Source organism: Vibrio sp. 2433-A1 (genome assembly GCF_056726085.1).
The window spans coordinates 181,292-205,254 of sequence record NZ_JBRESC010000004.1 but is presented as its reverse complement, the minus strand read 5'-3'; the positions used below and the strand labels follow the sequence as shown (position 1 = coordinate 205,254).

Genomic DNA, 23,963 nt, shown 5'->3' with positions numbered 1-23,963 from the left:
TTATCTAAGCTCACTGCCCCTGCAAGCCGACCGCCGTAACTCAAGCCAGCAGCGTATCAGGAGTGAACATCAGTGGCCTAGATAGAGGAACGTGGATTACTTTGTACAAGCCTCTTTAATCAAAAAAGCGGCATCAACAAACTGTTTCGTGGGGGTCAGGAGCAAGTTTTGTTTGATGCCGCTTGGTTTGATTGACGACTAGTGACTGTTAAGTCAATAAATCTAATAGACTCAACAGCGCCAATTTTTCCAACATATTTGAAGAGTTAGCGAGTCGCGCTTGGTAGTAACGTATCATCACTTCTTTTTGCATCTTCCCCTCCTTGGTTGCCGTTATTGTCTCGCTTAATACGGAACTTAAAAAGTAGCCAAATAAATTCACCCCATTCCTCTTATTGTCAAATATTGACGAATTTCGACATTCAAATGTAGAAAATGAACCAAAATAGGAACAAACTAGGTAACAAGTTTGCTTGGTTTATTGAGAGTTTCTGTGTCTGATTTAAATCTTATCCGCTATTACACTCGCCTAGTTCCTATGGGAGTTGGCGCGGAGATCAAAACTGCGCTGCCTATGGTGGCCGAGCTGCTGTTTACTAGCCCACGACATGCTCGCAATCTACTGAGTCAAATGCAGCAGTTGGAATGGTTAACTTGGAGCCCAAAACCTGGGCGTAATCAACGTTCCAGTTTGGTATTGAACCTAGAATTAGCTGAGCTTAAAAATAGACTTGCCGCTAAACGCATCTTGCAAGGTAAGTATGAAAAGGCACTGTCTATACTCGATGATGACGAAATTGCTTTCGGCAGACTGCTACAAAGTACATCGGGCGCCTCTGTCCGAGAGGGTATGCTTCATATTCAGTTGACCTACAAACGCCCGTTTGAACGTCTGGTACCCCACCAGCTACAAAGGTCGAGCGAACGGTATCTACTAAGGCAAATATACTGCTGCTTGGTCGGCAGCTCTCATAACGGGGAATTGCAGCCGCAACTGGCTCACCACTGGCACTACGACGAAGAGAGGCTAGAGTGGACTTTCTATCTACGCCCGAGTTTGAGTTTTCATACTGGTGCCGCCATTGACGGTGCATGTATTAGTGAACTGTTCGATAAGCTAATGCAACTCGAAGACTACCGCAGTGAGCTCCAACACCTAAAGTCGGTGCACTCTCCTACACGTAATAAAGTGGTCTTTAAGCTAACCAAACCCGATCTGGGATTTGGGGGGCTTATTTCCGGAGTGAAGTATTCGATCCAGCCGCCAAGCCAGATAAACCAATCAACCACTCGCCAGGTGATTGGTTCTGGGCCATTTGAGGTGACAGAGCACACCCAAACAAAACTGTGTTTACAGGCATTCGAGCGCTACTACAGCTGTCGAGCCTTAACCGATCAAGTCACCATATGGCACTTAGACGAGCTAGGGTTGGAAAACCAGCAGATCCACACCAACCAACCCGGCGCACAATCAAGCAAACAATGTCACTACTATGTGTCTCATGCTGTTAGCCATCGCAAAGAAAAGGATGTGCAAAAGAGCCGGATTGAGGACGGCTGTATGTTCATCCTGTTTAATCAAAATGGAGAGCAGGCCCTAGATGATAGCCAACGACGTTTTCTCTCGACTTACCTCACTCCAGATAAAGTCTACCGCTATCTTGAGGAAACAGGCCGTCTCTTTGGCTGCGAAATCGCTGAGAACCTTCTGCCAATGTGGCATAAGATCACTCGCCCAGAAATGCCTTCGGTGCCACTGCCCAAACAGCTTAGTATTGCTGTCTACGACTATAGCTCTTTGTGGAACTGCGCCTTGGCATTGAAGCACTTACTTGAACGACAAGGCGTCGATGTCACTATCAATACGTATTCCTACCGCGAATTAACCACTCGTTCTAGCCAAGGTGAACTATCCGAATCACTGATAATCACCAACATCAACCTTGATGATAATCGCCATGCGTCCGCTTTCAACAGCCTTTATCACAACCCAATTATTCAGCGTTGTATCGGCGAAGAGTCTAAGCAGTGGCTCGTGCAACGTTTAGATGAGCTTCGTTCACAAACACCATTAAACAACTACTTGGATGCGTTAGAACCTATTGCCTCAGCACTGATTAACCAGTTCTGGCTTTCGCCACTTTTTCACCACAGGCAAACTCTGCGCTTCCAAGGCGTTCTTAACGATGTGGCACTGACCAACTGGGGGTGGCCAGATATTAAAAACGTCTGGTCAACCGATTAAGCAGCGATACAAACTCTTTAAAATGATTAGAACTCAAAACATCTGGTTACATTTTTGCTGTAAAACGTTAGATATCATCATAAATAATGACTATTTTTAGTACCATTTACGCTCAATGTTGGGTCAAATCATAGTAAATCTAGCTCGTAACTCTTTCATAATAATTTGAACTCTAAATATCAATTCGCTATTTTTATAACGTATTCATTAAAAAGGAAATTAGAATGAAACTAAAAATAGCTGCATTACTCACGCTAACTGCGACCGCTTTTCAGGCCCAAGCTGATGAATGTGGTAAAGTCACCATCGCAGATATGAACTGGAACTCTGCAACTGTGATGGCTAACGTTGACCGGTTCATCCTTGAGCACGGATATGGCTGTGAAGCAGAATTGATCCCGGGTGACACCATGCCTACCGGCACATCAATGATCGAGAAAGGTCAACCGGACGTTGCTCCAGAACTTTGGAGTAACAGCCTTAAAGATGCATTAGATAAAGGCGTAGCTGAAAAACGTCTACGTTATGCAGGCAAATCTTTAGTTGATGGCGGTGAAGAAGGCTTCTGGGTACCTAAATACTTAGTCAACCAATACCCTGAGCTGGCAACTATCGAAGGCGTTAAGAAACACGCGAAACTGTTCGAACACCCTGAAGATCCTGAACAATCAGCATTCTACAGCTGCCCAGCTGGTTGGAACTGTCAGATCAGTGCTGGCCACCTTTTCAACGCACTAGGATTGGAAGAATCAGGCTTTACCATTGTTGACCCAGGCTCAAGCGCTGGCCTTTCAGGTGCAATAGCAAAAGCTTATGAGCGTGAAGAAGCTTGGTTTGGTTACTATTGGGCTCCAACTGCCGTTTTGGGTAAATACGAAATGGTCAAAGTTGACTTTGGTAGTGGTGTAGATGAAGCCGAGTTCGTTGGCTGTACAACACAACCTGAGTGTGCCGAACCTAAACCAACTATGTATCCACCTTCACCAGTACATACCATTACTACAGAAGAGTTTGCTTCTCGTGCACCACAAGCTTATGACTACTTTTCTAAACGTGGCTTCACCAATGCTGACATGAACCAACTTCTAGCTTGGATGGAAGATAACCAAGCAGACGGTGAAGAAGCAATGTTTCACTTCTTAGAAGAGTACCCTCAAATCTGGACTGCATGGGTACCACAAGATGTGGCTGCTAAAATAAAACAAGCTCTATAGAAACAACTCTAGAATTCTATTAGTGCTTCGGCACTATCCTATAGATGTACTCATTCACCGCATAGCAACACGCGGTGAATGAGAATAAAAGGAACTTATTGATGTCAAATGATAGCTGGTTCAACAGCTTTCCTGAAATGGAGCGTTCTGATCTTAGAGCGATTCGCAAGACGCTTGATGGCGCATACCGAGATTTTTCTCGTGAATACGGAGATATGATCGAATCATTCTTCGACCCTCTGCTCTCTTTTCTTATCTGGTTTGAAAAGCTTCTTCTCTCAACGCCTTGGATGCTTGTCTTAGCAATTTGTACTGGCCTTGTCTATGCCGCTAGTCGCTCTTGGAAGCTTTCTCTTGGCTGCTTTGTCTCCCTTATTCTGATCGGCTATTTTGGCATGTGGGAAGATACGATGCGTACGTTAAGTATCATTACTGTTTGTACCCTACTCTCCATTGTGCTCGGTATTCCTATCGGCATTGCGATGGCCCGCTCGAATCGAGTGCAGTCCGTTGTGACGCCAATGCTTGATATCATGCAAACCATGCCAGCCTTCGTCTATTTAATTCCTGTGGTCATGCTGCTTGGCATCGGTAAGATTCCGGGTCTTATTGCCGTGGTCATTTACGCTATTCCACCAGTAATTCGATTAACTAACCTTGGCATTCGCTTGGTCGACAAAGAGGTGTTAGAAGCGTCTACAGCCTTTGGTGCCAGCGCGAAGCAGCGTCTATTTGGTGTACAGTTACCCCTTGCAATGCCAACCATCATGGCGGGCATCAACCAAACGATTATGATGGCGCTATCAATGGTCGTTATCGCCTCGATGATCGGTGTTAAAGGACTGGGACAGCCTGTACTCAAGGCAATCACAAACCAATATTTCACGCTTGGGCTACTTAACGGTTTTGCGATTGTTGTACTTGCGATCTTATTCGATCGTGCCTCACAAGCTTACGCAAAAAGAACGCAAGCACACCTTGGAGATCTAAAGCATGACTAAACCACTTATCGAAATCAGTGGACTGTATAAGGTCTTTGGCGAAAAGCCTCACAAGGTAATGCCACGTGTAAAACAAGGTGAAAGCAAAGATAAAGTCCTAGCCGAAACTGGCCACACCGTTGGATTGAAAGAGATTAACCTCAGCATCAAGCAAGGTGAAATCTTCGTCATTATGGGGCTGTCTGGCTCAGGTAAGTCGACCTTAATCCGTCACTTCAATCGACTGATCGACCCAACCGAGGGCCAGATTCTGGTTGAAGGGACGGACGTAATGAAGCTCAACCAAAAAGAGTTGGAAGAGTTTCGCCGCCACAAAATGTCGATGGTATTCCAACGTTTTGGATTGCTCCCTCACCGCACCGTGGTCGACAATGTTGCTTATGGGTTAGAGGTTCAAGGGGTCGAAAAAACTCAGCGCCTTGCTAAAGCTTATGAATGGTTAGAAACTGTTGGCTTAAAAGGCTATGAAAAACAATACCCTTCTCAGATATCTGGCGGCCAGCAACAACGTGTAGGCCTTGCGCGCGCACTGTGTACTGACGCAGAAATCTTGCTGATGGATGAAGCCTTCTCTGCTCTCGATCCTTTGATCCGCAGTGAGATGCAAGACCAACTGATTGAGCTGCAAGAAAAGCTGCATAAAACCATCGTTTTCATTACTCACGATCTAGACGAAGCGCTACGCTTGGGTGACCGTATTGCAATTTTGAAAGATGGTGAGTTAGTTCAGCAAGGTACTCCGGATGAAATCTTACTCCATCCTGCTGATGACTATGTGGAAGCTTTCGTCAAAGACGTAAACCGAGCGCGTGCGCTGACGGTTGAAACCGTGATGAACCCACAAGCTTACCGAATCAGTGCCAATACTATCCAAGAAGCCATATCACAAATGAAAGGCATCAAGCAAGACTATGCTTATCATGTGACAGACGAAGGTTATCAAGGCGTATTGACCAAAGAAGGCTTAAACGACGCCGCGAAAGCAGCAACTGAAGAAGCTATTAGCGAAGAAATCTATGAAGAAGTACCTTCTGTATCTCCAGATGCTGCGATTGAGGAAGTATTGGTCGATACCATGTCATACGATTATTCGTTGCCTGTTGTTGATGAGGACGGCAATCTGCACGGCGAATTAGAGCGCAGTGCAGTCGCCGAAATTTTCTCTGAACCCTCTGATGAAGAGCCTGCTGATAGCCCAAAGCTCGATAAAGCATCATAGACTTTGATGCTCAACTCTTAAAGCCTAGCTTCATGCTAGGCTTTTCATTTATGGAATCCTACGCAAAATTAACTTGTCTCGCCCTAAGAGTCGTGTAAGTTAAGGTACACAAATCTTCTTTCTAACCTTAGTACCCTTACAAAATGAGCCAACAACCAATAAAGTTCATTGCCGCCGATATGGACGGTACCCTTCTTGACGAAAACAGCCAATTGAATCCTGAGTTTTTTGAGTTATACCCTCAGCTTGAAGAGAAAGGTATTATCTTTGCTGCCGCCTCTGGTCGTCAGTATTACAGCTTGATTGAAACATTCGCACCTTTGAAAGATCGCATGATGTTCATTGCTGAAAACGGCACCATGGTGATGCACCAAGGCAAAGAGCTTTATAGCTGTGGTATGGACGATAACTCTATCCAAGCTATCATCAACCAAGCAAGAGCAATCGACGGCGCACATATCGTGTTGTGCGGGAAAAAATCAGCCTATATCGAAACGCAAGATCCTCAGGCGATCGCTGAGTTCTCTAAATACTATCAAAACTGCCAATACGTTGAAGACCTACTGACGGTCGAAGACGAGTTTATTAAAGTTGCAATATGTCACTTTGATGGTACAGAAGAGCTGGTTTACCCATCATTCAATCAAGCATTCGGCGCTAGTCATCAAGTCGTTATCAGTGCAAAAATATGGCTTGATGTGATGAACGCTGAAGCATCTAAAGGTGCTGCAATTGAGTTCCTTCAGCAATCATTGGGCTTCTCTTATGAACAAAGTATGAGCTTTGGTGATTACCTAAACGATTTGGAGATGCTTAAAGCAAGCTACCATTCATACGCAATGGATAATGCTCACCCTAAAGTCAAAGAAGTTGCACGCTTCACTGCCCCTAGCAACCGTGAAGCTGGAGTATTCTCCATTATTAAGAGTGAAGTCCTAAGCTAGGCCTGATAAAGCTCTAAAGGTAAGCTGTCCGGATCGCTGAAGAACGTGTACGGCTTACCGGTAAATTCATCAATGCGAACCGGCTCAACTTCTATCCCCTGTTCAGCCAAGTAGTTAGCGTAACCCTCGACTGATTCAACAGTAAAAGCCAAGTGCCTTAAACCTTGCGCTTCCGGCCTCGATGGTCTTGAAGGCGGATTAGGAAAAGAAAACAACTCCAACTGCTCGCCATCAGGTAAGGCGAGATCTAACTTGTAAGAGTCTCTTTCTTTACGGTAGTTTTCGGCCAATACCTTAAGTCCTAGCACTTGTGTGTAGAAGCGCTTAGACGCTGGGTAATCTGAACAAATAATTGCCACATGATGAATGCGTTGTAACTGCACTTTTATCCCTTAATCGATAACCAATGATCCATCTTGATTAAACTCCCAACAGTCACCAAAAGCAATCTCCCACAGGTAGCCATCCGGATCGGAAAAGTAACCGCTGTACCCTCCCCAGAAGACATCTTGCGCGGGCTTTTCTAGCTTTGCTCCAAGGCTAACGGCTTTGCTAAGAATATCGTCAACTTCAGGCTTGGAACGAGTATTGTGAGCCAAAGTGATGCCACTAAAGCCTGACGCCTTGACTGCCATATCCGTTGAGACATCATCAGCAAGTGCTTTTATCGGGTAGAGAGCTAAGCAAACCCCACTGGTTTTAAAGAAAATAATTCCATCTTCCGGCGCTCTTGTACTTGGGAAACCAAGTCCAGTGTAAAACTCAAATGAGCGTTGAAGATCCTTGACCCCTAGGGTGATGATGCTGACTCTCGGTTCCATAGCTGTTTATTTCATCCATTAATTCATGCAGTTCGATAATAGAGTATCAATGACGACAAAACTATCGATTCGATCTCGGCCTTGAGGCGAATATAAAAACTCCCCGATGAACAAGATGCCCATCAGGGAGTGTTAAACCCCACAGAATTACCACAATTCAGGTTTGTGAAATTCAGGCACACATACGCTAAGACCAGCAAGCGTTTCAATCTTCTCTTCGCCCAATGACTGAGCCATCCATCCGTGAGGGAAGCTCAATGGCAGTGGCGCTTTAAAGGCTTGCTCTGTCACCTGCTCAAATCCAGTTTTGCTATAAAAATTCGGGTCACCATAGGTAAAGGCCAGTTTCACCCCTTGGTTTCGCATCGAGGTCAGACCGAATTCGATCAATGCCTGACCCACGCCTTTACCCTGGTAATCTGTACGCACTGCCACAGGCGCCATCAAAAAGCACTCTCTTTCACTTTCAAACACTAAGCGAGTATACAAGATACAACCAACAACCTCAGTGCCATCTCTCGCCACTGTAACCGAGATGTCTTTCTCAGGGGTTTGCGAGATCAGATTGTTGACCAACTCACCAATCATTTGGCCTTCTGTTGTCCCTTCTGAATCGGAAAATGTTGTGGTAAATAATTCAATAATTGATTCTGTTTCTGTGGTTTTGTAAATACCGTAATTCATATTCAGTCCTCTCAAATTTGTGCCTGCAGCATAAACTGTAAAGCTATAGACAGGTCAAACATTCTTTGAGATTTTTTTACTCCGCCACCCTTAAAATAAACATCTGATAATCAAACTGCTGCTCTCGCTGACGATACGCCTCAACTTCACGTTTAAGGCTTTCAATCGCCTTTGAGCCTTCCAGCGTATATTCCAATTCGCCAACACGCTGGCTAAGTGGGTGATAATAGTTATCCCATGATTCGTCACTAATCGGGAAAGAGTTCACCACTTCATACCCTAGTCGCTGAGCCAGTTTGACTCGTGACGTCGCGGTCGTCATATCCGGATATTCACCCTGCCAAAACAACTTCGTCTCTTGTTTAGGCTCATCCACTCGCCATACAAGATCACTTACAACCAGTATCCCACTAGGTTTCAGTAATTGACGCCAAGTTTTGAGTGCATTCTCGACCCCAATAATATAAGCGCTGCACTCAGCCCAAATCACATCGAAAGCTCCTTGCTGAAATGGCAGTTTCCCCATATCAGCGCAGACGGTGGTCACTCGCTCACTAAGACCTATCGCCTGAAGAGTGCTATCAAGGAAGTTAAGCGCAGGCTGGTCATTATCGATCGCAGTAATATGCGCATCGGTATGAGCAGCAAGTAGCTTGGTCGCAATACCTTGCCCACAACCAATTTCTAACCAATCCCCACTCTTATCAGGCAGCAAACCAAGTGCTTTGTCAGTATCGAATTCGCTCCCAGGCCCCCAACGTTCAAGCGCTTCAAAGACCCGCATAAAATCTTGCATATAACGTTCATGTTCATTCATATCTTTCGACAACCACTTCAAATGCATTGCTTGTTTTTCATCAAAGCCCTGCTTTATCAACCATTCAAGGTGAGCATCAGGGGCAATGCTGTTTAGATTGGTATGCCACACATCTAACCGGCTCTCACCAAGCAGAGCTGCCAATAAGTCGCGAGACTTCTGCTTCTTCTCGATCTCTTGATCAAGTTCAGTCAGCCTTTGTTTGAGCAGCATTCGATCAATCTTCTCATCTAAACACGATTGACACTCTTTCAGAGTTAAACCACCCGCTTGCAAGTTCTGAAGCAGTTTCAGGCGTTGCAGGTCTTTATCGCCGTATGAGCGATAGCCATTACTCATTCGCTGGCCTTTGATAAGCCCGAGCTTTTCATAGTAGAGCAAGGTGGTACGAGAAATGCCCAGTAGTTCAGCAAGCTGAGAGATTTTGTACATGGAAACCTGCCTAAATAACGGTTAAGTGGTATATAACTTAAACTATAAAGCGATAGACAGGTCAAGTCATCAAACACTCTTGGGATTAGGTAATTTCGCGTACTGAGGTTTGCCACAATATCAACGCCGTCGCTATTTGAACTGCGCAGCAACAGATAAACACCGCACTGATACCAAACCATGTTATCAAGTAACCCGATGCTGCTAGGCCAATCGGCATAAGCAATTTAAATAGTGAGCCAGTAATGCCCGCTACGCGGCCAAGGTATTTCGATTCAAAGGCCTCTTGTCGATAGGTCCAAATACAAATACTGCTGTATAAGCCAACCGCGGACACCCACAGAAACGCCACAATGAGTCCCATCACGGTTGGAACTATCAGCGGTACAACAAACCCAATGGCTTCTAAAGTTAGTGAGACGATAAGCAATCGACCAAGCCCCATTTTCGCCCGCACCTTGTCTGCGCTAAATGCGCCAATCAGTCCACCAAATCCTGATGCAGCGATTAAATAACTGACCTCTATTGAGCTTAACGCCAGTTCAGCCTTGCCATAGTAAATGGCTTGAATCCAGAACACCGCCCCTGTGGTGTTAATCACCATCACAGCAAGGGTGATTTGCCACATGTTGTACTCCGCTTTCAGAATCTGCCAACCTTCTTTTAGAGAATCGAACACATGACGCTGATCATTAATGGGTTGGTGGGTAAACTCGAGCTTTTCTAATTGCCAAAACGCAATCAGCAGTAAGAAAGCAACCAACAAAAAGACATTATGGATCGCTGAAACCAACAGTAGCGCACCGGAAAGCACGGGGCCTACTGTTTCCATAAGGCTATTTAGCGAACTCATCCTAGCGACTGCGATATTTTGCACTTGTTCAGGTAGCGTGCTCTTAAGCATGGTCATTCGTGCATTGTGGTAACCGTAATTCATCGCCATCATGACAAAAGCCGCTGGAAACAATACCCATAAAGGCTGCGACAGCCATTCAACCGCAAAGTAACAACAAAGCACCACCAAAAGTTGCCCAAGTAACATCACTTGCGACCAACGTTTTTTGTTTACCCTATCCACCCATACTCCAATAAACAGCGCCAGAAGTAAGTTAGGTAAGAACTCTACCGCCCTCATCCAACCCATCATTTGTGCTGATTCAGTAAGCTCATAGACCAGCAAAGGCAGCGCTAAATTGTAGACTTGCGCTGAAAATGCCACCAGCAGCGCACTTGAAAATAGCACCTGAAACGAGCGGTTACGCCAAATAGAAGAATGAGGCTGAGCTAACGTATTCATTTATTTATCCTTTCATCCTGAAGAGAATCTCCTATTATCGAGATTAAAAGATGAAGAAAAATAGAAATTAAAACTCGGAATTTCACCTTTATGAGCTATTGGAAATCCCTCGCTTTTTGTCGAGATAGGTTAAATACGGACGATTGGACTTCGATCTCTCTCAACCAGTTTAGCGACTTCATTGGCTGTACCCGTCGCAACGCCCAGTTTCTGATTAAACGTCTGATCAACGATGATCACATTATGTGGCAACCAGGGGTCGGCAGAGGTAACTTACCCAAAGCCAAGTTGGTTGCTACGGTCGAGCCAATACTGATTGATAAAGCCGAGAGTCTGCTTAGAAACGGAAAAGTGGAACAAGCGTTAGAGTTAATAAAAAGCGAACAACGAGACAGTTTCCTCAGCCACTATTTGTCCCAATACCAAACGACTGACTCGCAGCAAGACATATTGCAAATACCCTTTTATCGGGCAACGCACGATCTGGATCCAGTGGGTATCAATCGCCGCACTGAACAACATATCGCTTCTTACCTCTATGCCAGACTTCTCCTCGTTGATCCTCTTGATGACACACTGCAAGGTGACCTCGCCCACTCGTGGGTCATTGAGCACGATCGTATTCAGATTAAGCTGCGTAAGGGGCTTAAATTCCACGATGGAAGTCCACTCTTAGCTAACGATGTCAAAGACCATTTTCAGCGCTTGAGTCAATCACAAACGGCCAGTAAGGCCCTGTTTAATTTCATCGACGATATCATCATCGAAGACCCACTTTCACTTACCTTTATCAGTCAATCAGCACCGAAATTGTTGCCTAAACTACTTGCGCATGGCGCAACGGGAATCACTAAAATTGAGCAAGGACGAGTCATTGGCAGTGGTTCATTCAAGCTAACGGAACAGAGCGAGTGGCGCACGCTACTAACCGTAAACCCTTACTATCATGGCTACCGACCGTGGATAGACGGTATCGAAATCTGGAACGTGGGCAATAATGCCAAGAGTTTAGATTTAAATTGCGATGTGGTACATGCCAGCCACTTAAGAGAGCGCAGCGCACCACAATTTCATTCTAAACAGCAATGGGAACTTGGCTGCGTGCATGCCATGCTCAACCCTCAACGCCATCCATGGATAAAAAAACGTCAACATCGCCTTTGGCTACAAGAACTTATGTTGCAGATGGGAACCCCTAGTGGAGAGCAATGTGAAGTGGTCGCGCGAGCAAGCGGAATGCTCTCAACCCCACAGCCCATTGCGAGCCCTAACCTAGCGCAAGCTGAGACAAGATTAAGTGATCTCAATAAGCCGAATCAGCCATTACAGATCGTGACCTACCAGCTAGGCACTCATATCGAAACCGCCAAACTTATCAGCAACTCACTTAACCAGCTTGGCATCTCCAACCAATTGACGGTATTGGAATACCCGCTATTTAATCAACTCGAAACATTGCGCGATTTCGACATCATAGTGACCGGAGAAGTATTTGGTGAAGATTTGCTGATGTCATGGCTGGGCTGGTTGCTATGCACTTTCTCTAACCTTGCCTGCTTAGATGCCAAGTCAACGCAATGGTTACACAGGCAATGCGTTAAAGCGATCGAGCTCTCTACCGCTAAAGCCCAATTAAACGCCTTCCAACGCATCGAACGTGACTTAAAAACTAAAGGATTCTACCAACCGCTTTACCACGTGCAACAAGACCTCAGCGTTTCCGAGACCATATCCGCTCCAGAGCTACTTGCTAACGGCTGGATTGACTTCAATAAAGTCACAATGAACTAGAATCGTAATTTAATTATTTATTAAACAGAGGGGATTTTACCCCCAATGAAGTGCAGGTTATTTATAAGATGGTAAACTAGAGTACTACTTTTTTTTGAATGTTACGGTATTGATGAAGCGTTACCTTTCTTTTGTGATCACCTACATTGCTCTAAATGCGTCTTTTTCAGCGCAAGCGGCATGCAATGCAGAACCACAGCATGACTTTCTCTGATAAACAAGTTGAAAGTGATGAATGCTCAACTTCTACTACCAATCCCTATGCCGTCCAGGTCAGGTCCAACTTAGTGAGATCTCACTGCCGAGTAACGCCTCAGTGCAAGGCACCGCATTATATTATTTTGGTCTGTTGAACCTGAAAAAGTATGAAGGGATAGCAATCGACACGCCGCCAGATTTAGTCCAGTTCGGACAACAAACGGGCATTGATTGGATAACAGCAGAAGCCAAACTCAATAAAGCAATTAAACTGATCGAGTCCGATCAGCTTCGTGAGGGAGAGTTACTAATGCATGAAATCACTCTCCTAGCGAGAGAAATTGGCTATAAGCGTCTGTTGGCAAGCACCTAGCGTTGGTTAGGCAATATTAAAATGCGGCACTCCAACCTCAAAGGCAACCTCAACTATTACAAGATGGCCTTTTCGTTGGTTAGTGAAATTGGTGACGACTTTCAAGCAACCATGACGCTGAACAATATCGCCACTGTCTACATACAATCTGAGGAGTGGAAGCAAGCAAACTCATACATTAAAAATGCGCTTACGCTCTACGTCGACAACAAGTATAACAACAGTCTGTTTGAAGCTATTCTTTATGCCAACTCTAGCGCGATCTACTTTGCGAACGGCGATCATGAGCAAGCAGCAACTTACATGCGCTTAGCACTTCAAGAGGCGGATAAAACAGGATCCAATCGCATTAAGTTTTCGACCCTGTCGAATATGTCTCAGCTCTACTCTAGCGTTGGTCGACCAACCGAAGCATTAGATATGGCGCAGCGTTGTCTTGGTCTTTCCAAGCAATCTCCCGAATCTCCGGTCATGCTGGCGACTTGTTATGATTCTTTCTCAACTGCGTATTTAGCTCAAGAAAACTACCAGCAAGCCATTCCTATGCACATAAGTCTCTTGATATTCTAGCGGTGTCAGAGAGCAAAGAAACTGCTTGGGAGCTTCAACTTCTTGCTAATCTTGTGACGGCTTATGAAAAGCAGGGCGACTATCAACAAGCCCTCAACTACATGAAACAGTCTGCACTACCGAAACAGGATTTTAATCGACAGACTTATAATGAAGAGATTATCAGCGAGAAAGGCGCGCTAGAGCGTACCCTTAACAAACGTGAAGTTGAATTACTCGAAGCCACCAATGCCCTTCAAGCCGCGAAGTTGGAGGAGCAGCGCTCCAAAAACATTCTCTACACTGCACTGTTTCTTTTCGTTAGCTACGTTGTGGCTCGCGTCTTTTTGCGCTTAAAGCGTTCGAGCTCTGAATTGAAAGAGCAAAACCACACAGATTTACTCACCGGAGCCTACAACAGACGCTACCTAGAGCAATGGGTCAAGCAAGAGAAAATTGTCACCTCTGACGTCCTGCTCTCAGTGTTAGACATCGACCATTTTAAATCTTTCAACGATCAACATGGTCATGACATCGGTGACATGGTGCTCAAGGAAACGGTCCAAGTACTCCAAGGTCAACTGCGCAAGCAAGATCAATTGATTCGCTGAGGCGGTGAAGAGTTTATTTTGCTGATCCCTCTTGATGGTCACGAAAATGTAGCAGGAATATTGGAAAGACTGCGTGGCTGTATTGAGTCTCATCACTATGCTTACGGCTCGCAGCAGTTTAACGTCACCATATCTATGGGCACTAAAGTCTGCAGTTCTCATCCCTTTCGAGCCATTGGGATGAGAACTTCGCACAAGCTGACGCCGCGCTATACCAAGCCAAAAGTGCAGGTAGTAACCGCGACCAAGTCACTATGTGATACTAGGCTTATCTCTGTTCTGTACTGCTTGCTTTTTGCTCAGCACTGTCAGTATACTCAGACCATCATTTCTTCAGGAGATTACGCCAATATGAACAACTAAACCTGTCATCCAACTTCACATTATCTTTGGATTTACAGGGTTAGTAGGCGTAGCTCACTCACAGCTATTTCTTTGCGTTAAATTTCGAACTCAGCATTTGATACAATTTTTGACAGCACAGATCTAACTTAACAACACTATTCTTAGCTACGGCTGTTCCCCTGTACTACAGGAGGCAACATATGCCAGTATTTAGTGCTCAAAACATCAGCTTTCACTTTGACAACGGTGAACAACTTTTCACACAGTTATCTTGTTCAATGACTAAACCTCGCGTTGGATTAGTCGGGCGAAATGGTATCGGAAAATCCGTTCTTACCTCGATATTATCAGGAGAGATCCCCCCGTCCGATGGCAATGTTTCCAAGCCGAGTACCTATGCTTTATACCGACAACAGGCTGATGAACTTTTAACTCATACGAGTTCAATTGCCCACTACTTGGGAAAAGAGACCATTCTTGATGCGATCAAACAGATTGAAGCAGGTAGCTGCGAAGAAAAATGGTTCAACCTTGTGGGTGAGCAGTGGGACTTAGAAAGCAAACTCTCACAGCAACTCCGTGAACAGGGACTGCCCGCCAACCCATATTTCTGCTGCTCAAAACTCAGCGGCGGTCAGCTGGCACGATTACAGCTTTGGCAACTGTTTGAAAGCGAGGTGGATCTGCTCATTCTCGATGAACCGTCCAATCATCTTGATAGACATGCCAAACAATGGCTCATCCACGCCATAAAACACTTCCACGGCTCGATATTGCTCGTTAGTCATGATCGAGAACTACTCAGAGAGGTGGATGAAATATGGGAGATCTCCCAACTCGGCCTGCAAACCTTCGGTGGCAATTACGACACTTACGAAAAACTTAAGCGTGTCGAACTACAGGCCGTTGAAAGGCAACTCAACAATGTAGAAAAAACACAGAAACAACTCATTGAACAAGCGCAGAAAAACAAAGAGAAAGCTGAACAAAGAGCTTCTCATAGCAATAAGGCGCGCAAAGATGGCAGTCAGCCTAAAATATTGCTAGATGGGATGAAAAACAGCGCTGAACGCCGACTTGTCAGCCGCAATAAAAACGAACAACTGAGGATGAATCACTTACAACAAAAAGGAAACGCACTACGGGAAAGACAAGAGCAGCTCAAAACGCAGAGAATTTATTTAGAGGATGGGCAAGCCAGCACCAAGAAAGTGCTATCGCTGCTAGATGTCACGTTAAAATATGGCTGTGTCAGCGGACTCACCTTGCAGGTATATGCCAGCGATAAACTGCATCTAAAAGGTCAAAATGGCAGTGGCAAGTCGACGTTACTCAAAACGCTCCATGGTCGATGGCCAGTCATGTCTGGAGAGTGCCAAGTCAACACCCCACTCTATTATCTCGACCAGCACTTTAACGTCATACAACCTCAACTATCGATGCTCGATAATCTAATGTCACACTGCAATGGGATGAAGGAAAGCCATGCGCGAACATTACTTGCAGGGATCGGATTTCGCCGTGACAGTGTATTTCGATTAGGGTCAGCACTCAGTGGCGGCGAGAAAATGAAACTGGCAATGCTGATCGTCAGTCATCAACCTAGCCAACCGTTACTACTGTTAGATGAACCAGATAACCACCTCGACCTTGAGTCAAAAATCAATTTAGCCAACGCGCTGAAACACTATCAAGGAGGGTTTATTTTGATCAGCCATGATCATGACTTTGCGTTAGAGTCCGGAGTAAACCGCGAGATAACCTTAAGCTAAACCGAGCCAGTAAAGCAGTAAAACTCTCCTTTACTGGCACTTTCCAATTCGCTGCGAATGCGATGTGTCGCAGCGTTTGGTAATATCTGAACAGTTCTCTTCACCAACTAAGTCAATAAACATGAGAAAATTCTACGTGGTCGAAGTCGTCACCACTCAGTCGAAAAAACCGAAACAAAGCTACCCAAAACTTGCGCTATGCGAAACATGTGTCGGCAAACATTTTGTCATTAGCGAAGGGGAAAGAACCTACCAAGCTTGTGCTGAATGCGGACAAGACGATGAGTAACCACTTACTCTATCTTGTCGCCACGCTTGGTATTGTCTACAATGCGTCACCTTAAATATATTGCAGGTCATAATCATGAGCGATAACAACGCTAAGCCAGAGTTGCCAGATCACCTTTCAGGTAACCCACGTAGCCCACACTTTGTAAAAGAGTGTTTTGAGCACCACATCGGTATCCGCCTAAACGGCAAAGAGCGTACTGATGTTGAAGAGTACTGCGTGAGTGAAGGTTGGGTAAAAATCCCTTCACCAAAAGCAAAAGATCGCTGGGGTAACCCAATGCTGATCAAACTAAAAGGCGAAGTAGAAGCGTTCTACAAATAATCCTCTTAGTGATGATGATTAATCGTTTAAAAGACAGCCTAGTGCTGTCTTTTTTGCCATTTAGCGTCTCAATTACTGCTCAAGCTCATGATATTGAGCACCTTTGTTGATTTTCCTCTCAGAAGCGATAGAATCCCATTCGCTTAATTGCAAACGTTTAATTTATTCTCAGGGCGGGGCGAAATTCCCCACCGGCGGTATTCCTTAGCTATGTTGAGTTTAAGGTAAGCCCGCGAGCGCTCGAATCGTCGAGGTCAGCAGATCTGGTGAAAATCCAGAGCCGACGGTTATAGTCCGGATGAGAGAGAATGAAAAGACATCACCATACTCTGTATCCCGTGGTGCATTTCGTTTTAGCTAGAGTTCATTTATATAGTCTCTAGTGCTCATGCATGCCCTGATTCTGGTGATATTTAGGAGTTAACCATGAATCAGTCATCACTTCTTGCCGAATTCGGCGACCCAATTACACGCGTTGAAACTGCACTCGAAGCCTTAAGAGAAGGCCGCGGTGTTCTTCTTCTTGATGATGAAGACCGTGAAAACGAGGGCGACATCATATACTCAGTCGAGTCTTTAACGACCGCTCAAATGGCACTAATGATCCGTGAATGTAGCGGCATCGTTTGTCTATGTTTGCCAGAAGAGCAAGCGGACCGCCTAGAGCTTACCCCAATGGTCCAAAACAACAACAGTGCCAATCAAACCGCATTTACCGTCTCTATTGAAGCCAAAGTTGGTGTAACGACTGGCGTCTCTGCGCAAGATCGTGTTACCACGATTAAAACAGCCGCGAACCCAACGGCACAAGCGTCTGATCTCGCGCGTCCTGGGCACGTATTCCCCCTGCGTGCACGTAAAGGTGGCGTGTTAACTCGTCGTGGTCACACAGAAGGCACTATCGACTTGATGCAGATGGCAGGTTTACAACCAGCAGGCGTACTGTGTGAAGTAACCAACCCTGATGGCAGCATGGCAAAAGCGCCAGAGATCGTTGCCTTTGGTAGGCTGCACAATATGCCAGTGTTGACCATCGAAGATATGGTGATGTATCGCCAGCAGTTTGATCTAAAACTGGCTTAACCCCGCGCTTAAACTAGGCGAGTCCATCTCGCCTAGTCATTGTTATTCCTTTCATTATCCTCATATCTCTTCTCACGTCGCATACCCAACAATATCGGACTAAACTCTTAGCTTAGACCTACGCCAATATTTGAGGGCTCATGGAGAACAAGGCCAAATCACCTGATGACTTAATGCTCATCATTGAAGATGACGAGCATACGGATTTACCTACGCTACCCACTCACACTTGGCGTATTCTTGTTGTTGATGATGATGAAGATGTCCATGAAGCGACCAAGCTCGCCCTCAAAGACTTGCTCGTTGAAGATCGACCACTTGAACTGATACATGCCTATTCAGCTAAAGAAGCGCAGCAATGCCTGATACGCGAACACGATATCGGTGTGGTACTGCTTGATGTGGTGATGGAAACTGAGCACGCTGGCTTAGATTTAGTCGAAATCATCCGTGACGAGTTAGAGCTTAAAGCTATTCGAATCGTCTTGCGCACTGGCCAGCCAGGGTATGCCCCCGAAATGGAGACTATTCGACGTTACGACATCAATGATTACCGAACCAAACCAGAACTGACCCGAATTCGTCTCTTTACAATCTTAACCAGTGCTATCCGCGCCTATAAACAGATACGAAACCAACAGATCATGCGTCAAGGGCTAGAGAAAGTCGTCAAAGCCAGCACTGAGCTTGCTCACCTGCATGGCTTAAAAATGTTTGCGGAAGGAGCGGTTAAACAGATCAGTGCTATTATCCAAATCGAACCCGACGGTCTAATCTGTGTTCAAGAACCTTCCGGTAACGAAGAAGAGCTCGCGCAAATAATTGCAGCGGCTGGGCGCTATAGTAAATTTGTCCATTCCCCACTCGACACCCTTGATTCACACAAGATCAGAGAGTCCATCATGCGCTGTCTTGAAAGTCGGACTAGCCTACTTGAAACCGGACTGACACTCTATTTCTCCACCGAGCAAGGTCGCGGGTTAGCTGCCTACGTCGATATTCACCGTCCCCTTGAAGATATTGACCGCCACCTGCTTGAGGTTTTCTGTGCAAACCTCTCGGTTGGGTTTGATAACGTATTGCTGTACAACAAACTGGAAGAGCAAGCGTTCACCGACTCATTACTTCGCATCCCAAACCTCAATAGCTTGCTTCGTTACCAGCTATCAAACCCTACCCTTCACCACTCTTCACTACTGGTGTTAGTCGACATTGATGACTTCTCCGCATTCAATGACAGTTTTGGCCATAAAGTGGGAGACTTGTTACTCAAAGCTGTCGCTCGCCGCCTAACGTTAGCTTTCCCAAACTGCTTTATCGCTCGCGGAGGCAGTGACGTCTTCGCTTTAATTGGTAGCACCGAGGAAATAGATACGCAGAGTATTCTCAAGATCTTTGATGAGAGCTTTGTCATCGATGCGCAACCATTCAAAATCATGGCGAGTGTGGGAGAAGTAGATTTAACCGCAGGGGACAATACCTGTCTTTCAGAACGCTATAAAGATGCTCAAGTCGCATTAAAACAAGCCAAGTTACACCATCGCGGCTCAGCAATTCACTTTTCTCAAGACATGGGACAATGCGCCAGAGATCGTATGCTGTTGCTATCTGAGCTCAAGGAAGCGTTAGACAATAACGCCCTTTTCCTTATGTACCAGCCTAAATATCATCTCGAATCATTAAGATTAACTGGAGTGGAAGCACTGCTTCGCTGGCGCAACAAAAACGGAGACTTAGTCCCTCCTGATCAGTTTATCCCTTTAGCTGAACAGTCTGGCATGATGGTTAGCATTGGTAAGTTCGTACTTAAGCAAGCTTGTCAACAATTCCACCAGCTTCTCAATAGCGGCTACCCCAACGTCACCATTGCGATAAACGTCTCCCCTGCTCAATTGGAAGAACCTAACTTCTGTGCAAACCTACAAAGCGCGATGCAATCACATAGCATCCCTCATGAGCAGGTAGAATTAGAGGTCACCGAGACCATCGCCGCCAATAACCTCGATGAAATTCAACAAGCCTTAAATCGCGTAAGGGCTCTGGGCTGCAAGGTAGCGATTGATGATTTTGGTACTGGTTTTTCTTCTCTGAGTATTCTTCAAACCTTGCCTGCAACACGACTAAAAATTGATCGCACTTTCGTTGACGCAATGGAGCAAGATGACAGCATTGCAAAAATGATCGTCAACCTAGGCCAGACTCTGGGTATGGAGATCACGGCCGAAGGAATTGAAACTCAAGCTCAATACCAACAATTAAAAGCCTTCAATTGTGAAGAAGGGCAAGGCTGGCTATTCGCTAAAGCAATGGAACTGGATGAACTCCTCGCGTTTCTCGCTAAGCCTATGCAAAATGGATAAACGGAAGGGTACTTGAATGAAAGATCCAACACCGAATAATAAAAACAATCTTGATGCCGAGCGTTCCCAAGAACATATTAGTTCAAAGGCCCTAATTTTCCGCCACAGATTAATGCTTTATGGCGCGCTAGCGTTAATCGTATTACTTACGCTGGGAAACACGCTCTATCTCAGCAATCAGATTCGCTCTCAAGTCGTCACTGAGCAAAGCTATAAAGCACTTGAAAGTATGCTGTCACTCAATAAAACCATCTCAGTTTCTTTAAATCATGTCGATACCATGCGCAATGCCATCGAAACGGCTTACCTATATCCTGAGCTTGTCCCGAGTAAAAAATCATTGGAGTACCTAAACCAGCAATCGCTTAACGCCTCAGAGAATGCACCCTGGGATAATTTACCAAAACAATTACGTGATACTGTTGGTCAACTCTATATTCGCTCCAACGTTAGAGAGTACTCGTTCGATGCACAAACGCTCCTTTCAATGGCCTCCGAAGTCGTCTCTACACATCAACAACACGATGATTTCCAATGGAGCTACTACTATGATGCAGAGCAAGTGCTTACCTATCTCTACCCATGGCTTGGGGCAGAAGACATTCTAGCCGCCACTGGAACCGATAATATGGACGCGGCTCTGGATGTGATCTTCGAAGCGGGCGGCACTTTTCCTCTTGAACTCATAAATCCGAGTGCCAACCCTAAAAAAGAGAAAGTTTGGACGACACCTTACATGGACGCGGGTGGTAAAGGCATGATGATATCTTTGCTCGCCCCAACCTACATAGGCGACAAGTTCATTGGTGCAGTCGGTACCGATATTACCTTAAAAGTACTCGATAAAATCATTACTGACAGACCGCTTGAGCTAGCAAGACTCGCGATTGTTGATGAGCAAGGTCGGGTTATTGGTGACAGCGGAGGCAGCTTAAAAGGTAAAGCCGAAGCAGTCACCCAGCAAGAGGTATTGTCATTTGTCGCGATTGGTGACGCACATCAGGCAGAACATGCGATCCTAAACACGACCCCGATCGGATATTGGGCATCTTACCAGTTGCCCAATACGCCGTGGAGACTAGTATTAGAGATATCGAACCGTGATATTCGTTCGTATACCTTTCAAACTCTGTTGCCTAACCTCATAATGGCAACAGCATTCACGCTGTTATTATTGCTGGTCGTACTTTATCAACACTGGAACTTCAGCAAGCCTGCACTTAGATTAGCTCAGTTCGTCGAAGAGCTACCAAATAATTCAAATCTAATAATTCCAACCATTCCTTCAAAATGGTCATACTGGTTCAAAAGGGCGGCGAAAACTGAGTTCGACCGTCGGGAACACTTAAAAACGATTGAGCAGCAAACTCGTGAACTCGAACATAGAGTTGATGAACGAACCGTCGAACTTAGACATGCCCTTGAAGTGCTTGAGGCCACACAAGAAGAGCTCGTGCAGGCTGAGAAACTCGCCGGACTGGGATCCCTCGTCGCAGGGGTCGCCCACGAGCTCAATACTCCAATTGGCAATGCTATGATAGTGGCAAGTAGTCTCAAAGACGCTAATCAGCATTTTGTCGAATCGATACAAGAAGGACTGCGACGTTCAGTACTCGACAGTTATATTGAACAAAGCTCCGATTCTGCAGACAGTATTGAACGTAATCTGCGCCGTGCCGCGGAACTGATCTCTAGCTTTAAACAAGTCGCCGTTGATCAATCAAGTTATCAACGTCGTTTATTCAATCTCGACGAGATATTGCACGAGCTTCAGGTCACCATGTCTCCAAACCTAAGCAAGAATCAAATTACGTTAAACGAAGAGTGTGAAGCCAATATCCAAATGGACAGCTATCCCGGCCCCCTAACCCAAGTCCTGATGAACTTACTGTCGAACGTGATCGTTCACGCCTTCTCAGAGCAAGCAGACAAATCTGTCGCGATTCAAGGACGATTAATCGAAGGGCAAGCCGTATTAACCATCACGGATAATGGACAAGGCATTGAGCTAGAGAACCAACAAAAGATCTTTGACCCTTTCTTTACCACTCGCTTAGGTCAAGGTGGCTCAGGTCTCGGCCTTAACATAGTCTATAACTTAGTCACTGGATTACTCGGCGGAACCATCAATGTCACCAGTGAACTTGAGGTCGGCACTTGCTTTACTTTAACCCTACCCTTACTAGCTCCTCCGCAAGTAGAAAGTGAGGCGGACAATGTGTAGTCTGGGAGGCGAGAGATCTCAATAATCAGTCTCTTTGACCAAAGGGCTATCAGCGTTAACTGGCTAGCCCTTTGGACAAAGATGACTGTAGTTAGGAACTCGGTTTAAGCACTCATTGGTTGATTTTGCTGTTGGTGCTGCTTTGATGAAGATAAGGCAAATAATGCTAATAACACAATGGCAGTTAGGGAGCCCGCAAGAGAGACATAGAGTGTGCTGTAATAGTTAAATAGCTCACCAACAACGCCAACAGAAAGGCTAGCCACTAGCATACTGACATTGAGCATGTTGGAGAAAAGCGTCGACGCCGTACCTAAGCGATCTTTCATCATATCTTGCAATACAACCATACCAAGCGTGGCACATAACCCAATAAAGACCCCATTGAGAACCTGAGCCATCAACATAGCGACAAACGTCGTTTGAGTCAGCATAACGGTATAGAAAGCAATACCACTGACAAGGCCAAACATCAGCAACTTAATCGTCCCAAAGCGCGCTGCCAGTTTTCCAGCGTACAGCATCACTGGAATCTCACATAATGCGCCTGCACCGAAAAGAAAACCTAGCCAACTTGGGTCTACCTTAAGCTCTTGCGATAGATAGAGCGGCATGCTGGTGATATATAAATTGTTCGCCGCAAAAGCAAATACAACAACAAGACAGTAAAGTGCAATCAATCCATTTGACGTTTGGTTAACGGTCGATGGTTCTTCTACAGATGACTCATCTTTGATCACACCATTGGGCAAATACTTAGCAATCACCAAAATCGACAGACTGACAATCACAGCAGAGACAGAAAATGAGGCGTTGTAACCAAAAGCCGCTTTGAGCATAAATGCCATTGGTGGACCAAATACCCAAGCAATCGCTATTCCCGCACGCATGGTTGATAGAAAAGTTGTGCTGTCCTTCATATGGCGGTCACCATACTCTCGACCTAACGCAAATAGCTGACCAAAAGAAGCGCCACTGACACTGCCGAACACCGTCGCGATGGTGATTGCTAGCCAATAATCCCTTACAACAATAAAGCTTGAGATGGTAATTAAATAGCAAGTCATCGCCACGAGGAGAATCGTTTTTCGTTTCCAATTGCGGTCAGATTGTTTTGCTAACAACTGAGATACCACAACCGCACTCACTACTGCCATCACCATATACAGGCTTAACATCATTGGCGACGCACCGAGCTCTTCAACGATAAAGAGACTCGACAAAGGATAAAAAAAGGCCCCACATAAGCCAGTGACAAAAGCAGTAATAATAAACAACATCGCTGTTTTATCTTTAAACATAGTAGGGCTCCTTTGAGTAAGTGTGTGAGGCTACAGTCTACGCAAAGATATGCGGTTAGATTGATAGTA

At 45.4% G+C, this 23,963-nt stretch carries 22 protein-coding genes and 1 riboswitch; of the genes, 16 read left to right on the top strand and 6 right to left on the bottom strand.

The window, feature by feature from the left end:
• Window positions 1-493: 493 nt before the first annotated feature.
• From ACU01J_RS06200 to ACU01J_RS06180, 5 genes are all read left to right on the top strand, one after another.
• Window positions 494-2,245, top strand: a complete 1,752-nt coding sequence (locus ACU01J_RS06200; protein ID WP_481084874.1) for an SgrR family transcriptional regulator — start codon at window positions 494-496, stop codon at window positions 2,243-2,245.
• Window positions 2,246-2,469: 224 nt separating this feature from the next.
• Window positions 2,470-3,459, top strand: coding sequence for an ABC transporter substrate-binding protein (locus ACU01J_RS06195; RefSeq protein ID WP_481084873.1), 990 nt, complete (start codon window positions 2,470-2,472; stop codon window positions 3,457-3,459).
• 101 nt (window positions 3,460-3,560) lie between these two features.
• A complete protein-coding gene (locus ACU01J_RS06190) occupies window positions 3,561-4,460 on the top strand; it encodes an ABC transporter permease (protein WP_481084872.1) in 900 nt (299 codons plus the stop codon).
• Window positions 4,453-5,679, top strand: a complete 1,227-nt coding sequence (locus tag ACU01J_RS06185; protein WP_481084871.1) for a quaternary amine ABC transporter ATP-binding protein — start codon at window positions 4,453-4,455, stop codon at window positions 5,677-5,679. The genes ACU01J_RS06190 and ACU01J_RS06185 overlap by 8 nt, the downstream gene beginning before the upstream one ends.
• A 143-nt stretch (window positions 5,680-5,822) precedes the next feature.
• On the top strand, window positions 5,823-6,623 hold the full coding sequence (locus ACU01J_RS06180) for a Cof-type HAD-IIB family hydrolase (protein WP_481084870.1): 801 nt from the start codon (window positions 5,823-5,825) through the stop codon (window positions 6,621-6,623).
• Here the strand turns inward: ACU01J_RS06180 and gloA2 are convergent.
• From gloA2 to ACU01J_RS06155, 5 genes are all read right to left on the bottom strand, one after another.
• Entirely contained in the window at window positions 6,620-7,006 is a 387-nt protein-coding gene (gene gloA2 / locus ACU01J_RS06175; RefSeq protein WP_481084869.1) for an SMU1112c/YaeR family gloxylase I-like metalloprotein, read from the bottom strand. The two genes, ACU01J_RS06180 and gloA2, sit on opposite strands and share 4 nt — an antisense overlap.
• 9 nt (window positions 7,007-7,015) lie before the next feature.
• On the bottom strand, window positions 7,016-7,444 hold the full coding sequence (locus ACU01J_RS06170; RefSeq protein ID WP_481084868.1) for a VOC family protein: 429 nt from the start codon (window positions 7,442-7,444) through the stop codon (window positions 7,016-7,018).
• 147 nt (window positions 7,445-7,591) lie between these two features.
• Window positions 7,592-8,128, bottom strand: a complete 537-nt coding sequence (locus ACU01J_RS06165; RefSeq protein WP_481084867.1) for a GNAT family N-acetyltransferase — start codon at window positions 8,126-8,128, stop codon at window positions 7,592-7,594.
• 76 nt (window positions 8,129-8,204) lie between these two features.
• Window positions 8,205-9,377 carry a MerR family transcriptional regulator gene (locus ACU01J_RS06160; RefSeq protein ID WP_481084866.1) on the bottom strand — a complete coding sequence of 391 codons (1,173 nt, stop codon included), beginning with the start codon at window positions 9,375-9,377 and terminating at the stop codon, window positions 8,205-8,207.
• 85 nt (window positions 9,378-9,462) lie between these two features.
• Window positions 9,463-10,674 (bottom strand): MFS transporter, encoded by a 1,212-nt coding sequence (locus ACU01J_RS06155; RefSeq protein ID WP_481084865.1) that lies wholly within the window; start codon window positions 10,672-10,674, stop codon window positions 9,463-9,465.
• A gap of 90 nt (window positions 10,675-10,764) precedes the next feature.
• Here ACU01J_RS06155 and ACU01J_RS06150 point away from each other — a divergent pair, with 90 nt between their 5' ends.
• The 11 genes from ACU01J_RS06150 (at window position 10,765) to ACU01J_RS06100 (ending at window position 22,593) form a co-directional block, all read left to right on the top strand.
• Window positions 10,765-12,465, top strand: coding sequence for an ABC transporter substrate-binding protein (locus ACU01J_RS06150; RefSeq protein WP_481084864.1), 1,701 nt, complete (start codon window positions 10,765-10,767; stop codon window positions 12,463-12,465).
• A 235-nt stretch (window positions 12,466-12,700) separates the two neighbouring features.
• Window positions 12,701-13,036 (top strand): hypothetical protein, encoded by a 336-nt coding sequence (locus ACU01J_RS06145; RefSeq protein ID WP_481084863.1) that lies wholly within the window; start codon window positions 12,701-12,703, stop codon window positions 13,034-13,036.
• 21 nt (window positions 13,037-13,057) lie between these two features.
• On the top strand, window positions 13,058-13,606 hold the full coding sequence (locus ACU01J_RS06140) for a tetratricopeptide repeat protein (protein ID WP_481084862.1): 549 nt from the start codon (window positions 13,058-13,060) through the stop codon (window positions 13,604-13,606).
• A gap of 2 nt (window positions 13,607-13,608) precedes the next feature.
• Complete coding sequence (locus ACU01J_RS06135; RefSeq protein ID WP_481084861.1) at window positions 13,609-14,196, top strand: GGDEF domain-containing protein; 588 nt, start codon at window positions 13,609-13,611, stop codon at window positions 14,194-14,196.
• 18 nt (window positions 14,197-14,214) lie between these two features.
• Window positions 14,215-14,559 carry a hypothetical protein gene (locus ACU01J_RS06130; RefSeq protein WP_481084860.1) on the top strand — a complete coding sequence of 115 codons (345 nt, stop codon included), beginning with the start codon at window positions 14,215-14,217 and terminating at the stop codon, window positions 14,557-14,559.
• 182 nt (window positions 14,560-14,741) lie between these two features.
• A complete protein-coding gene (locus tag ACU01J_RS06125; RefSeq protein WP_481084859.1) occupies window positions 14,742-16,313 on the top strand; it encodes an ABC-F family ATP-binding cassette domain-containing protein in 1,572 nt (523 codons plus the stop codon).
• A gap of 121 nt (window positions 16,314-16,434) precedes the next feature.
• Window positions 16,435-16,602, top strand: a complete 168-nt coding sequence (locus ACU01J_RS06120) for a hypothetical protein (protein ID WP_481084858.1) — start codon at window positions 16,435-16,437, stop codon at window positions 16,600-16,602.
• Between the two features lie 75 nt (window positions 16,603-16,677).
• On the top strand, window positions 16,678-16,926 hold the full coding sequence (locus tag ACU01J_RS06115; protein ID WP_004412401.1) for a DUF3297 family protein: 249 nt from the start codon (window positions 16,678-16,680) through the stop codon (window positions 16,924-16,926).
• A 160-nt stretch (window positions 16,927-17,086) separates the two neighbouring features.
• Window positions 17,087-17,240, top strand: a riboswitch (FMN riboswitch).
• 112 nt (window positions 17,241-17,352) lie between these two features.
• Window positions 17,353-18,009, top strand: coding sequence for a 3,4-dihydroxy-2-butanone-4-phosphate synthase (gene ribB, locus ACU01J_RS06110; RefSeq protein ID WP_481084857.1), 657 nt, complete (start codon window positions 17,353-17,355; stop codon window positions 18,007-18,009).
• 140 nt (window positions 18,010-18,149) lie between these two features.
• Complete coding sequence (locus ACU01J_RS06105; protein WP_481084856.1) at window positions 18,150-20,369, top strand: two-component system response regulator; 2,220 nt, start codon at window positions 18,150-18,152, stop codon at window positions 20,367-20,369.
• A 16-nt stretch (window positions 20,370-20,385) separates the two neighbouring features.
• Window positions 20,386-22,593, top strand: a complete 2,208-nt coding sequence (locus tag ACU01J_RS06100) for a sensor histidine kinase (protein WP_481084855.1) — start codon at window positions 20,386-20,388, stop codon at window positions 22,591-22,593.
• A 104-nt stretch (window positions 22,594-22,697) separates the two neighbouring features.
• Here ACU01J_RS06100 and ACU01J_RS06095 read toward each other — a convergent pair whose 3' ends face one another.
• On the bottom strand, window positions 22,698-23,894 hold the full coding sequence (locus ACU01J_RS06095; RefSeq protein WP_481084854.1) for a sugar efflux transporter: 1,197 nt from the start codon (window positions 23,892-23,894) through the stop codon (window positions 22,698-22,700).
• Window positions 23,895-23,963 lie beyond the last annotated feature (69 nt).

Excerpts from the sequence above, each read along its gene's own strand:
- ACU01J_RS06195 (WP_481084873.1), top strand. The coding sequence starts at position 2,470 with ATGAAACTAAAAATAGCTGCATTACTCACGCTAACTGCGACCGCTTTT.
- ACU01J_RS06190 (WP_481084872.1), top strand. The coding sequence starts at position 3,561 with ATGTCAAATGATAGCTGGTTCAACAGCTTTCCTGAAATGGAGCGTTCT.
- ACU01J_RS06185 (WP_481084871.1), top strand. The coding sequence starts at position 4,453 with ATGACTAAACCACTTATCGAAATCAGTGGACTGTATAAGGTCTTTGGC.
- ACU01J_RS06180 (WP_481084870.1), top strand. The coding sequence starts at position 5,823 with ATGAGCCAACAACCAATAAAGTTCATTGCCGCCGATATGGACGGTACC.
- ACU01J_RS06170 (WP_481084868.1), bottom strand. The coding sequence starts at position 7,444 with ATGGAACCGAGAGTCAGCATCATCACCCTAGGGGTCAAGGATCTTCAA.
- ACU01J_RS06165 (WP_481084867.1), bottom strand. The coding sequence starts at position 8,128 with ATGAATTACGGTATTTACAAAACCACAGAAACAGAATCAATTATTGAA.
- ACU01J_RS06160 (WP_481084866.1), bottom strand. The coding sequence starts at position 9,377 with ATGTACAAAATCTCTCAGCTTGCTGAACTACTGGGCATTTCTCGTACC.
- ACU01J_RS06155 (WP_481084865.1), bottom strand. The coding sequence starts at position 10,674 with ATGAATACGTTAGCTCAGCCTCATTCTTCTATTTGGCGTAACCGCTCG.
- ACU01J_RS06150 (WP_481084864.1), top strand. The coding sequence starts at position 10,765 with ATGAGCTATTGGAAATCCCTCGCTTTTTGTCGAGATAGGTTAAATACG.
- ACU01J_RS06145 (WP_481084863.1), top strand. The coding sequence starts at position 12,701 with ATGCTCAACTTCTACTACCAATCCCTATGCCGTCCAGGTCAGGTCCAA.
- ACU01J_RS06140 (WP_481084862.1), top strand. The coding sequence starts at position 13,058 with ATGCGGCACTCCAACCTCAAAGGCAACCTCAACTATTACAAGATGGCC.
- ACU01J_RS06125 (WP_481084859.1), top strand. The coding sequence starts at position 14,742 with ATGCCAGTATTTAGTGCTCAAAACATCAGCTTTCACTTTGACAACGGT.
- ACU01J_RS06120 (WP_481084858.1), top strand. The coding sequence starts at position 16,435 with ATGAGAAAATTCTACGTGGTCGAAGTCGTCACCACTCAGTCGAAAAAA.
- ACU01J_RS06115 (WP_004412401.1), top strand. The coding sequence starts at position 16,678 with ATGAGCGATAACAACGCTAAGCCAGAGTTGCCAGATCACCTTTCAGGT.
- ribB (WP_481084857.1), top strand. The coding sequence starts at position 17,353 with ATGAATCAGTCATCACTTCTTGCCGAATTCGGCGACCCAATTACACGC.
- ACU01J_RS06105 (WP_481084856.1), top strand. The coding sequence starts at position 18,150 with ATGGAGAACAAGGCCAAATCACCTGATGACTTAATGCTCATCATTGAA.
- ACU01J_RS06100 (WP_481084855.1), top strand. The coding sequence starts at position 20,386 with ATGAAAGATCCAACACCGAATAATAAAAACAATCTTGATGCCGAGCGT.
- ACU01J_RS06095 (WP_481084854.1), bottom strand. The coding sequence starts at position 23,894 with ATGTTTAAAGATAAAACAGCGATGTTGTTTATTATTACTGCTTTTGTC.